Here is a 12,364-nt window from a genome sequence, read left to right on the forward strand (position 1 = left end):
TTGCCGCCCGGCACGGTGTGGTCGTGGCACCTGAGCGACCTGCTGCGCACCGAACGCGACCCCGAGGTGGCTCAGCGATGGAGGCGACGAAGGTAAGCGATGCCGCCCGCAGCGCTGTCGCTCTGGTCACAGCGGCGCAGGGCGGTGATCGCCAGGCACTGGACGAACTGGTGGCTACGCATCTGCCGCTGGTCTACACGATCGTCGGGCGAGCGTTGAGCGGCCACGCGGATGTGGACGACGTGGTGCAGGAGACCATGTTGCGGGCGGTCCGTGATCTGCCGGCACTCCGGGCCCCGGCGAGTTTCCGTGCCTGGCTGACGTCCATCGCCGTACGCCGTGTGGTGGAGCATCGGCAGTGGCGCCGGGCACGTTCCGAACGGACCGTCGTGCTCGACGAGGCACTCGAGGTGCCGGATCGGGAACCCGCCGTCGAGGACGCGTCGCTCCTGCGCATCGACGTGTCCGGGCAACGCCGGGAGGTCGCGGAGGCCGCGGCGTGGCTGGATCCCGATGATCGACTGCTGCTGTCGCTGTGGTGGCAGGAAACAGCCGGGCGGATGGAACGGGCCGAGATCGCTCAGGCCGTCGGCATCAGTGTCGCCCACGTCACCGTGCGCATCCAGCGCATGCGTGAACAACTGGAGGTGACCCGCACCCTGATCGCGGCTTTCGCCGCGCAGCCGAGGTGCCCCGGTCTGGTCGAGGCGGCCACGAAGTGGGACGGCAAACCAGCCTCCGTCTGGCGTAAACGCTTCGCCCGGCACATCAGAGGCTGCCCGGCATGCAGCGGTACCGGCCAGGGCCGGATACCGGCCGAGCGCCTGCTCGCCGGTTCCGCCCTGCTCGTGGTTCCGTCCGGACTCGCGAAGGTCCTGGCGGCCACGACGGCTGGAGCGGTCAACCCCGTCGCGGCTCCCGCGGCCTCGTGGGGTGGAAAGCTGGTTCTCGCCAAGGTGTTCGGTGGGCATCCGGTGATCGCCGCGGTCACTGTCACCGCTGTCGCGGCGGTCGCCGTTCCTGTCGTCCTTCACCAGAGCGGCACGCCACCGCGGCCGGCAACCGCGCCCGCACCGCCGGCGATCTCGTCGAAGGCTGCCGGTTCGGCGCCGGCGGGACGACCGTCGGCCACGTCGGCGTCGCCGGCACGCACGTCGGCCGGTCCGGCGGCTGTCCTCACCCCGGGGCGGCGGCTGTCGCTGGAGTCGGAGATCGGCGGCTTCCTCACCGCCGGGCCGGGCGCTGGGTTCGGCGCCGCTGATGAGGTGACGCTGGCCGCCGTGGGCGCCGGCAGCGGTGCCGAGGTCCGGCGGCGCGCCACGTTCGTCGCGGTCGCCGGCCTGGCCGATGACAACTGCTACTCCTTCCGCACGATGGACGGCCGCTACCTGCGTCACTGGAACCTGCACACCTACACCCACCGGCTGGAAGACACGGACCTCTTCCGGCAGGACGCCACGTTCTGCCCGCGCCCGGGATCGGCGGCCGGCACGGTGATGCTGGAGGCGCACAACTATGACAACCAGTTCCTGACCTGGGCCGACGGGCACCTCCTGCTGCGCTACAACGTCAACACCGCGACCTTCCGTACGCACAGCTCCGTGCGGATCCGGGATCCCTGGGCGGACTGAACCGGCCGCCGGATTTCCGGCCGTGGTCGTCGAGTTTTTGTTATCCGGGTCGTGGCGCGGCGGCCTATGTCTGGTGAGCACCCTCGCGGTGGACCACGACGACAGCTGGAGCCGTTCCCATGCCCGACCTTCGACTCGCGACGAGAGCCCTCCTCGCGGCGCCCCGATCGTCCGATCCCATAAGCCCTTGACGATGGCTCCGGAAGGTTTATTTTTCGCTCTCCGTACCGTCTGATTACGGGTCGCCTTGATGTGCGGTTCAGAATCGCGCCGACGTCCCGGATGAGCATCATGGAAAAGGCCGATTCCGGTCGGCCCGGACCCGTTTTTCACTCTGGTCTCATGTGCTCTGAGCTGCTGTTTCGTCGTTGCTTCGTACAGAAAACCTTATTTCCTGTTAAAAAATTGTCGACCGATGGTAATGCGGCGGTTCACGCTTCGTGTTTTGTCGGGAAAACCGTCTGCCCAGGTTGATATCCGCGGATTGCGCTGGCATCCTGCCAAAGGCGTCGTGGGAGGGCTCCCATGACGCTTCATCACTCCAACAGTCTTTCGTGACCAGGACCGAATTTTCGGCATTGCTGGCGCGGACGGCTATCGTCGAAAGGCAAGGTATGACAGCGTCGGAACGTGCGCCCGCACACCGCTACCCCGCTCGCCGGCGGACGGCGATGATCGTGGCCGGCATCGCCGGACTGGTTGCTGCCGGCCTGGGCGTTGTCTACACCCAGACCGCGGATGCGGCGACCACGCTGAGTGCCTCGGCGAACCAGACCGGTCGCTACTTCGGCACGGCGATCCCGGTCTCCAAGCTCGGTGACTCGGCGTACACCACGATCCTGAAGACCGAGTTCAACGCGGTGACGCCCGAGAACGAGATGAAGTGGGACGCCACCGAACCGTCCCAGGGCTCGTTCAATTACACCAACGGCGACAAGATCCTCAACCAGGGCCGCGCTCAGGGAGCCAAAGTACGCGGTCACGCCCTGCTCTGGCACTCCCAGCAGCCGACGTGGGCGCAGTCGTTGTCCGGCAGTGCGCTGCGCACCGCGGCGATCAACCACGTCACCCAGGTCGCCACCCACTACAAGGGCAAGATCTACGCCTGGGACGTGGTCAACGAGGCGTTCGCCGACGGTGGCAGCGGTGGGCGCCGCGACTCCAACCTGCAGCGCACCGGCAACGACTGGATCGAGGCCGCGTTCAAGGCGGCCCGGGCGGCGGACCCCGCTGCCAAGCTCTGTTACAACGACTACAACACCGACGGCGTCAACGCGAAGTCGACCGGGGTCTACACCATGGTCAAGGACTTCAAGGCCCGCGGTGTGCCGATCGACTGCGTCGGCTTCCAGTCCCACCTGGGCACCACGGTGCCGGCCGACTACCAGGCCAACCTCCAACGTTTCGCCGACCTGGGCGTGGACGTGCAGATCACCGAGCTGGACGTGGCGCAGGGCGGCAACCAGGCGAACATCTACGCGAGCGTGACCAAGGCCTGCCTGGCGGTGTCGCGGTGCACCGGCATCACGGTCTGGGGCATCCGGGACAGCGACTCGTGGCGTACCGGCGAGAACCCGCTGCTGTTCGACAACTCCGGCACCAAGAAGGCCGCGTACACCTCCGTGCTGAACGCACTGAACGCCGGCGGGACCAAGCCGGCAACGTCCGCGACGACCACGCCACCGGGCACGGCTGCACCCAGCGCCGGCGCCGGATGTACCGCGAAGCTGACGGCCGGCGAGGTCTGGGGCGACCGGTACAACTCCACCATCACCGTGAGCGGGGCGAGCACCTGGACCGTCGTGGTCACGATCACCGCGCCGCAGAAGGTCTCCACCGTCTGGAACGGCACCGCGACCTACGGCGGCGGGAGCGGCCAGATCATGACCGTGAAGCCCAACGGCAACGGCAACAGCTTCGGCTTCACCACTATGAACAACGGCAACAGCACCGCTCGGCCGACGATCACCTCGTGTGTCGCCGGTGGCAGCACCACGTCGGCAACGGCCGCGCCGACCACGGTGCCGGCTTCGGCGCCGAGTTCGTGCGCGCTGCCGTCGAAGTACCGCTGGACGTCGACCGGCGCGCTGGCGACGCCGAAATCCGGCTGGGCGTCGTTGAAGGACTTCACGGTCGTGCCGTACAACGGCAAGCACCTGGTGTACGCCACCACGCACGACACCGGGTCGAGCTGGGGCTCGATGAACTTCAGCCCGTTCACCAACTTCTCGGACATGGCCTCGGCCGGCCAGAACGCGATGAGCTCCGGGGCCGTCGCGCCGACGCTGTTCTACTTCGCGCCGAAGAAGATCTGGGTGCTCACCTACCAGTGGGGTGGTTCCGCGTTCTCGTACCGCACCTCGAGTGACCCGACCAACGCCAACGGCTGGTCGGCCGCGAAGCCGCTGTTCACCGGCAGCATCTCCGGGTCGGGCACCGGGCCGATCGACCAGACGATCATCGGTGACGGCACGAACATGTACCTGTTCTTCGCCGGGGACAACGGCAAGATCTACCGGGCGAGCATGCCGATCGGGAACTTCCCCGGCAACTTCGGTTCGTCCTACACGACGATCATGAGCGACACCACGAACAACCTGTTCGAGGCGCCGCAGGTCTACAAGGTGCAGGGCCAGAACCAGTACCTGATGATCGTCGAGGCGATCGGGTCGAACGGACGCTACTTCCGGTCGTTCACCGCCACCAGCCTGAGCGGCTCGTGGACCCCGCAAGCCGCCACGGAGAGCAACCCGTTCGCGGGCAAGGCCAACAGCGGGGCGACCTGGACCAACGACATCAGCCACGGCGAGCTGGTCCGGGTGACCGCCGACCAGACCATGACGGTCGACCCGTGTCACCTGCAGCTGCTCTATCAGGGCCGCTCGCCGAGCTCGGGCGGCGACTACGGGCTGCTGCCGTACCGGCCGGGCGTGCTCACCCTGCAACGCTAGAGCGGCCTTCGCCGGAGCCACGGCGAATCTCTCGCGGCCGGGCGTGCTTGGCACGCCCGGCCCGGGAACTCCGGCGTGCGGCGCGTCGGTACGCATCGCTCGTTTCCCCATGATCACTGAACGCCCCGATGACCAGGGCACACGATGAGCCGTGCGGCGCAAGGCTCAGATCGGCACGGTGGCTGTCGATCAACTAGGTCAGCGCGTCCGGCGCTCTGGCCGTACGGGGAGTCATTGGTGATCGAAAAGGGTTCTCGGGTGCAGCTTCCGCGCGGCGTCCAGGTGGAGGCGGACGCGCGGTTGCGTGCCGCCTTCGACCACGCCTCCACCGGCATGACGGTGGTCGACGACAGCGGCCTCTACGTCGAGGTCAACCGCGCTTTCGCTGACTTGCTCGGCTACCGGGTGGACGAGCTGCTCGGCCGGCACTTCAGCGAGGTCACGCTGGCCGGCGAGCACGACTCCGACGTGGCGATGATGGGCGACCTGATCTCCGGCGCCCGCCGCTCGGTGGTCCGGGAGAAGCAGTACCGGCACCGCGACGGCACTCTGCTGGTGGCGCTGGTCTCCAGCTATCTCGTCCGGCCGGGCACCGGTCCCTCGTGGCAGCTGCTGAGCACCATCGAGTCGCTCACCGAGGAGCGGGCCGCGCAGCAGCGCCTGTTCGAGACGCGCACCGCGGGCGACGGCATCGTCACGGTCGACGACGCCGGCATCGTCGTCGCCTGGAACACCGGCGCCGAGCGGGTCTTCGGTCACCCGGCCGCCGACCGGCTGGGCAAGCCGCTGGACGAGCTCGTCCCGCTCCGGCTGCGGGAGAACTTCGCCGCGCACCTGCGCGACCTGCTGGCCGGGAGCGGCTCGCTCCTCGGCCGCACCGTCGAGGTGCCGGCCCGGCACGCCGACGGCCGGGAACTGCTGACCGAGCTGTCGCTGTCGACGTGGCAGCACGACGGGCACGCCCGGTTCACCGCCATCACGCGGGACGTCACGGTGAAGCGGCGCGCCGAACAGGCAGCCGCGTTGATCAGGCACGCCGCGCTCACCGCGAACTGCGCCAACTCCTTCGTCGAAGCGGCCGCCGAGGTGGTGCGCCAGGTCTGCACCCGGCTGGGCTGGCGGGCCGGCCAGGCGTGGACCGCCAGTGGCGGACCGGTCGCCTGGCACGTCGAGGAGCACCACCACGCCTCGCCGGCGTCCGGATGCGCCTTGCGCCGGCTCGCCGAGCAGGGAAGCGCGCCGACGCCGCAGCAGCTCTCGTTGGACGCCGTCGCACGGGTCGTCTCCGACCCGGCCGGCCTCGGGCCGATGGGCCCGGCCGTGTGCGAGTGCGGGATCGGTTCCGCGGTGGCGGTGCCGGTCCTCGCCGGTGGCGAGGTCACCGGGATGCTCGGCTTCTACCTGCCGACCGACTGTCCCGCGCCGGACCACGACCTGGTCCAGGCCCTCGAACAGGTCGGTCTCGCGCTGGGCCGGGTGGTCGAGCGGCAACGAACCAGCGAGGCGCTGGCCTGGCAGGCGACCCACGACCCGGTCACCGACCTGGCGAACCGGCGGTTGCTGCTGGAGCACATCCGGCGTACTCGCCAGCAGAGCGCCACCCTGCTGCTGATCAATCTCGACCGGTTCCGGCTGGTCAATGACGCTCTGGGGTACGCCATCGGTGACCAGGTCCTGCGCCTGGCCGGCAACCGGCTGCGGGCCGCGGTGGGGGCCGAGGACCTGGTGGCCCGCCTGAGCGCCGACGAGTTCGTGGTCGTCGCCACCACGCCGGGCGCGACAGAGCTGGCCGAGCGGTTGCTGCACGACCTGCGCGAGCCCCTGACCATCGGCGGGCACGAGCTGGTGCTGCGCGCCAGCGTCGGGATCCGGGCCGTCACCGGCGACGATCCCGAGCACTTCCCGGCTGCCGTGCTGCGCGACGCCGACGCCGCGCTGCGCCAGGCCAAGAGCCGGGGCAAGGACCAGATCGTGGTTTTCGACGAGGCGATGGCCGGCAGCGCTGAACAGCGCATGGACGACGAGATCGCCCTGGCCCGGGCGATCACCGAGGAACAGCTGACCCTGCACTATCAGCCGATCATCGGACTGGACACCGGGCGGCCGGTGAGCGCCGAGGCGCTGGTCCGGTGGCACCGGCCGGGACACGGCATGCAGGCGCCGGACCGGTTCATCCCGATGGCCGAGGACAGCGGTCTGATCATCGATCTCGGACGCTGGGTACTGCACCAGGCGTGCCGGGACGCCGCCGCCTGGCCGGACCGGGCGCCGGCCATGGCGGACGCCACGGTCAGCGTCAACGTGTCGGCCCGGCAGCTGACCCATCCGCGCTTCCTCGCCGATCTCCAGTCGGCGCTGGCCGAGAGCGGGCTGCCGCCGGAGCGGCTGATCCTGGAGATCACCGAGACGGCGCTGATCAGTGCGCCGGAGGCGGCCATGGAGACCCTGCACGCGGTGCGGGCCTGCGGCGTGCAGCTGGCGCTCGACGACTTCGGCACCGGGTACAGCTCGCTGAGCTACGTCCAGAAACTCCCGGCCTCCATCCTGAAGATCGACAAGAGCTTCGTCGATCCGATCAGCGGGCCCGGGGCCGGCACGGCGCTGAGCGAGGTGGTCATCAAGCTGGCCGAGGCGATCGGGATGCGTACCGTCGCCGAAGGCGTCGAGAGCCCCGAGCAGGCCACCGCACTGCGCCTGCTCGGCTGCCATCGCGGCCAGGGTTACACCTGGTCGCGGCCGGTGCCGAACGCGGAGCTGCAGGACGCGGCGATGCGCCTGGCCGGGGCGGCGGACGTGCCCCAGCCGGCGTCCTGACACACGCTCGCCGCGGCGGCCGGCGGCCACCCGGTGAGGCGGCTCATCCGGCGTCGCGGCGGCGCAGGCCGGTGCCGGCCACCGCGAGCAGCGCCACCGACCAGCCGGTGAAGACGGCCGCTCCGGCTGCCGGTGAGAGCAGGCCGGGGTCGCCGGCGATACTCATGAACGCCTGCCCGGCGCGGGACGGCAGGTAGGGCCCGATGGAGTCGGGGCGGCTCGGCGATGGTGCGCAGCAGGAATCCGAGGGCCATGCCGAGGACGCCGACACCGGCCAGGTAGCCGGCGGTGCAGCCGCCGCGGGATCACCCGCCGTGGGGTTGCGGCACTCGTTGCCGGCCCGCTGCCTCGCTCGCCCGGGCGCACGCGGCCGGCACCTCGTCGGCCGGCACCGGCCGGCTCAGCGCGAAGCCCTGGGCGAGGTCGCAGCCCATCTCGCGGAGCACGGCCAGCGCCTCGAGGTCCTCGACGCCCTCGGCGACAACCGACAGGCCCAGGTTGTGGCCCAGGTCGATGGCGCTGCGGACCAGCACCACGCCGTCGGCGTCCCGGGCGAGGCCCTGCACGAACGACCGGTCGATCTTGAGTTCGTCCGCCGGGAGCCGGCGGAGCTGGGACAGCGAGCTGAAGCCGGTCCCGAAGTCGTCGACCGAGATCAGGATGCCCTCCTCACGGACCTCGCGCAGGACGGTCCGGGCACGTTCCGGGTCGAGCATCACGCTGCTCTCGGTCAGCTCCAGTTGCAGGATGCCGTGGGGCAGGTGGACGTCGGTGACCGCGTCGCGGATCCGGGGCAGAAAATCGTCGTGCAGCAGGCACCGCGGCGAGATGTTGACCGACACCGCCAGCGGGGTGCCGGCGGCCGCCCACCGGTCTGCCTGCGCCACCGCGACCTTCAGCAGGTGGTAGGTCAGCGAGATCTCGAGACCACGGGAAACGGCCATGTCGAGGAACGCCGCGGGCAGCAGCAGTCCCCGGCTCGGATGGCGCCAGCGCACCAGCGCTTCGACGCCGGCCACCGATCCGTCGGCGATCCGGATCTGCGGCTGGAAGTACAGCACCAGCTGGCCGTCCGGGTCGCCGGTGTCCAGCAGCGCGCGAAGGTCCCCGAACAGGCTCATGTCCTCGGGCGGCACGGCGTCCAGGAGCTGGTCGTAGACCGCGACGCCCCCACCGGCTGCCTTCGCCCGGTACATCGCGGCGTCGGCCTGGCGCAGAAGCTCCTCGTCGTCGGCGACGCCGGTCGTGCCGACGGCAAGACCGATGCTGGCACTGACCGAGGCCGCGCCGACGTCGAGCAGGAAGTCGTGCCGGATCTTGTCGGAGAGCCGCTCGGCGACCTCGACGGCGGTCGCCAGGTCGGTGACGCCCGGCAGGAGCACCGCGAACTCGTCACCGCCCAGCCGGGCGGCCAGGTCGCCGTCGCGAATGCCGGCCCGCAGCCGGTGTCCGGCCTCCTGCAGGAGTTGATCGCCGGCTTGGTGACCGAGCGTGTCGTTGACGGCCTTGAAGCCGTCCAAGTCGATGATCATGACGGCCACCTGGTCATCTCGCCGGTCGGCCGGTACCCGTACCGCGTCGGTCAGGCGCTCGTGGAACATCCGCCGGTTCGGTAGCCCGGTCAGCGGATCGTGCAGGGACCGGTGCTCGCTGGCGTCGGCGTCCTGGACCAGACGGCGCTGATAGCTCAGCACCAGCCGCCAGATCACACCGACCAGCGTGAGCCCCACCCCGAAGCCGACCGACGTGCCGATCAGCATGCGCACCTCGGCGCGTTGCATCTCGTCGGCCTGCCGTTGTGCGCTGGCGTGGTACGCCCGGCTGACGGCGTCCACATCCTGCTGCAGGGTGTAGTAGGACGGCGTGACGCTGAGACTGTCCAGGCTGAGGCTGTCCGGATCGCGGTCCGCCACCAGTGCGATGAGCTGCTCGGCGTTCGTCCGGTATTCCCGTTGCCGGTCCAGCAACCGGGCCGCCTCGCGGTCGGCGTCGGGCAGCCCGTGCTGGATCGCGAGGCGCAGCGCCCCGTCCACCGAGTCGGCGGCCTGGAGGAAGCGGCTGAGCACTGCCGAGGACGGCTCCACCTGGTAATGACGCAGATTGACCTCTTCGAGCGTGATCGCCCCGCGGGCCTCGCTGAAGTCCGCGTCGACGCGGAGGGCCCGGCTGTGGTCGTGCACCGCCTGGGCGGTAAGCGCCGTTCCGATGATGGTGTACGCGCCGAGTGCCAGCAGCACGCTCGCCAGCGCGGCCGTGGTGTTCAGCCGGCCTCGCCGCCGTGCCCGGGAGCCGTCGCGCACGGCCGACCGGCGTCCCCCGAGTCCGTAGGGCATCCGCCACCGTTTCACGATGTCTCCCTTCGGACCGTAACCGGTGAGACCTGGCCGCTACACCATCGGCCGGCCGTTGCGGAACCTGAACCAAGTGCTCAGCACACACCACTCGGACGCCGATCAGAGAAGGCGGCGACAAGGTTCTGCGGGGAGGCACTGTCATGGGCATCAGCCCACGGTTCGGCACTTTGCTCACTGTCTTGGTGCTGGCCGGGGCGACCGCGCTCGGGGGTTGTGGCGGCGGCGACGCGGCCACCTCCACCGCCGAAGCGCCGGCCGCCATCCGGCTGGGCGCCCTGGTGCCGCTGTCCGGCACCAACGCGCAGTCGGGCCGGGAGATGCGGGATGCGGCTCAGATGGCGGTCGACGAGGTCAACGCGGCCGGGGGAGTGCTCGGCCGCAAGGTGGAGTTGCTGGTCCTGGACGACGCCTGCGACCCGGGCACCGCCGTGGTGAAGGCCAACGATCTGGTGGCGCAGGACATCACGGTCTCGGTCGGCGGCTATTGCAGCAGCGCCACCGTGCCCACCCTGAAGGTCTTCCGGGACGCGGGTGTGCCGATGGTGATCGCCCTGGCCACCTCCACCGATCTGCTGGTGCCGAAGTACGACAGCATCTTCCTGATCAGTGGCACGGTCACCGCCGAAGGCGCCTTCGCGGTCGCCGCCATGCGCCGGATGGGCAGCAAGCGGCTGATCATCGTCAACGACGGCACCAGTTTCCCGGTCACCCTCGGCCGGACGACCACCGAGGCGGCCGCCAAGCCCGGTACGGGCATCGAGACGGTCGCCACCCACGAACTCAGTCAGGGTGCGCCGTCGTACGCCCGGCTGGCCAAGCAGATCGTCGGCGAGAAAGTCGACACGGTGTACTTCACCGGCTATTACGGAGAGGCCAACCAGCTCATCAAGGATCTGCGGACCGCCGGGTTCGACGGCCGGATCTTCGTCGGTGACGGCGCGACGGACGGGCCGCTGCTCACGGGTCTGACCGCCGCGCAGACCAAGAACGTGTACGGGACGGCGTTGATGGTGCCGGCGCTCATGCCGTCGCTGGCCGGGTGGTCGCAGCGATTCGCGAAGGTCACCGGGCGGCAGCCCGGCGCCGGCGGACCGGAGGCCTACGACGCGGTCACGGTGGCCGTCGATGCGATCAAGCGGGCCGGTTCGGTCGACCACGCCGCCGTGCGTGCCGCCATCGCCGCCACACCGGACTTGCCGCTGCTGTCCGGGACGGTCAAGTTCAACCCCGACGGCACCCGGGAGAATCCGGTCTTCCTGCTGCTGGAGGTCCGGGACGGAAAGCTGGCGGAGGTCCCGGCGGGCTGAAGACCCGACCGGGTGGGCGGTATGCGGCCAGGACATGCTGGCTCGACGGCATCGAGTGGCTGCCGACCCTTTCGGCGGTCGCGCGGGTCGGCGGCGCCGCCACGGCCAACATGGTGCCCGGTGGCATCGACGAGATCTTCGCCCGCGTCACGTCGGCCGGAACCCAATCGCTGCTGACCGACAACCTCGGCTCCACGATCGGGCTGGCCGACACCACCGCGGTCAACGCCGAATACAGCTACGACCCGTTCGGCACCACCACCGTCAGCGGAAATGACAGCGGCAACACCATCCGCTTCACCGGCCGCGAGGACGAAGGCAACGGCCTCTACAACTACCGCTCCCGCTTCTACGCCCCTGGCAGCGGCCGATTCCTCAGCCACGACCCGCTCGGCCTCGCCTCCGGCGACACCAACCCCTACACCTACGTGCTCAACCGGCCCATTCTGCTCAGGAAGCATTTGAGGTGAGCTATGCGCGGGGCTCGCAGATGGACAGGACCAGTGGGCGTATGAGTGGTAATTGGTATTGGGGTGGAGGTCGGGTTGTTGTGGCGAATCCCTTCGGTGGATAGCGTGAACGGCGGCGGTTGCAGGTGTCATGCGAGCCTTTAGGGTAAAGGTGTAATCTCGCCAGCTCCTGATGGGGACTGACTGAAGGGTGGTGCATCGGTGACGCTGGTTGAAGAACTGATAAAGGACGCTGCGCTGTCCGATGCTCCGCTGGACGGCCTGTGCAGCGGCAAGGATCGATTCGGTTCCGTCGACGCTCTTTTGCCGACAGTCGATGGACACGTCTCTGTTCGGTCCGGATGCGATACTGGCTATGAACTAGCGATCTGGGTGCGCGACGAAATCGTCGCAGAGGGCAGAACGCGCATCGTAGCCGAGTTGTTGAGCGCCATGATCGACATCCGGAAGGGTGTTTCGGTCGGCGAGCTCTGCCTGCGTCACGGCTATCTCCGCGTCACCGATTCCGAGACCGCTAATGACGCGTTGTGGCACCTTCTGACGGAGCACGGCGAGAACCATCTTCGTGCAGAGGCTGCCGCGATCTGTGCGAACCCGGTACTACGCCAGTTGCGGCCATGGGTCAGTCACGGGACCCTGCATTTGATCCATTCTCGCGACCGAGTCGAATCGGTGCGGTACGGATTGGTGTTCTATCCGACTGCCGACAACATGTTTCAGCTCAACGTCTACAACGAGTCGCCTGGACCAGCTGAACCGCTTGGCTCCGCCATTGCCAGAGCTGCAGCGGTGGTCGAAGGTTGGCACTGAGAGCTATCGCTGGCGCTCCTCGAGCCT

At 69.2% G+C, this 12,364-nt stretch carries 8 protein-coding genes; 6 read left to right on the forward strand and 2 right to left on the reverse strand.

What is annotated here, in order from left to right; translation table 11 throughout:
• The first annotated feature begins 77 nt into the window (after positions 1-77).
• The 3 genes from Aiant_RS33130 (at position 78) to Aiant_RS33140 (ending at position 7,396) form a co-directional block, all read left to right on the forward strand.
• Positions 78-1,631, forward strand: a complete 1,554-nt coding sequence (locus tag Aiant_RS33130; RefSeq protein ID WP_189332882.1) for a sigma-70 family RNA polymerase sigma factor — start codon at positions 78-80, stop codon at positions 1,629-1,631.
• Positions 1,632-2,245: 614 nt separating this feature from the next.
• Positions 2,246-4,582, forward strand: a complete 2,337-nt coding sequence (locus tag Aiant_RS33135; protein ID WP_229830575.1) for a non-reducing end alpha-L-arabinofuranosidase family hydrolase — start codon at positions 2,246-2,248, stop codon at positions 4,580-4,582.
• A 258-nt stretch (positions 4,583-4,840) separates the two neighbouring features.
• Positions 4,841-7,396 (forward strand): sensor domain-containing protein, encoded by a 2,556-nt coding sequence (locus Aiant_RS33140; RefSeq protein ID WP_189332883.1) that lies wholly within the window; start codon positions 4,841-4,843, stop codon positions 7,394-7,396.
• Between the two features lie 43 nt (positions 7,397-7,439).
• Here Aiant_RS33140 and Aiant_RS46680 read toward each other — a convergent pair whose 3' ends face one another.
• Positions 7,440-7,562 carry a hypothetical protein gene (locus tag Aiant_RS46680; protein WP_268248800.1) on the reverse strand — a complete coding sequence of 41 codons (123 nt, stop codon included), beginning with the start codon at positions 7,560-7,562 and terminating at the stop codon, positions 7,440-7,442.
• Positions 7,563-7,701: 139 nt separating this feature from the next.
• The gene (locus Aiant_RS33145; RefSeq protein WP_189332884.1) at positions 7,702-9,744 is read right to left on the reverse strand and encodes a putative bifunctional diguanylate cyclase/phosphodiesterase; all 2,043 of its coding nucleotides are present in this window, start codon (positions 9,742-9,744) and stop codon (positions 7,702-7,704) included.
• A 173-nt stretch (positions 9,745-9,917) separates the two neighbouring features.
• Between Aiant_RS33145 and Aiant_RS33150 the strand changes: the two genes are divergently transcribed.
• The 3 genes from Aiant_RS33150 to Aiant_RS33160 all read left to right on the forward strand — a co-directional run bounded on the left by Aiant_RS33150 (position 9,918) and on the right by Aiant_RS33160 (position 12,337).
• Entirely contained in the window at positions 9,918-11,057 is a 1,140-nt protein-coding gene (locus Aiant_RS33150; protein ID WP_189332885.1) for a branched-chain amino acid ABC transporter substrate-binding protein, read from the forward strand.
• 110 nt (positions 11,058-11,167) lie between these two features.
• Positions 11,168-11,527: an RHS repeat-associated core domain-containing protein gene (locus Aiant_RS33155; protein ID WP_212846584.1), complete on the forward strand. Its 360-nt coding sequence runs from the start codon at positions 11,168-11,170 to the stop codon at positions 11,525-11,527.
• Positions 11,528-11,728: 201 nt separating this feature from the next.
• A complete protein-coding gene (locus Aiant_RS33160; protein ID WP_189332887.1) occupies positions 11,729-12,337 on the forward strand; it encodes a hypothetical protein in 609 nt (202 codons plus the stop codon).
• Positions 12,338-12,364 lie beyond the last annotated feature (27 nt).

This window comes from Actinoplanes ianthinogenes (genome assembly GCF_018324205.1).
GTDB classification, from domain to species: domain Bacteria; phylum Actinomycetota; class Actinomycetes; order Mycobacteriales; family Micromonosporaceae; genus Actinoplanes; species Actinoplanes ianthinogenes.

Bases quoted from the DNA above. Each gene is read 5' to 3' on its own strand.
- Aiant_RS33130 (WP_189332882.1), top strand. From the start codon at position 78: ATGGAGGCGACGAAGGTAAGCGATGCCGCCCGCAGCGCTGTCGCTCTG.
- Aiant_RS33135 (WP_229830575.1), top strand. From the start codon at position 2,246: ATGACAGCGTCGGAACGTGCGCCCGCACACCGCTACCCCGCTCGCCGG.
- Aiant_RS46680 (WP_268248800.1), bottom strand. From the start codon at position 7,562: ATGAGTATCGCCGGCGACCCCGGCCTGCTCTCACCGGCAGCCGGAGCG.
- Aiant_RS33155 (WP_212846584.1), top strand. From the start codon at position 11,168: ATGGTGCCCGGTGGCATCGACGAGATCTTCGCCCGCGTCACGTCGGCC.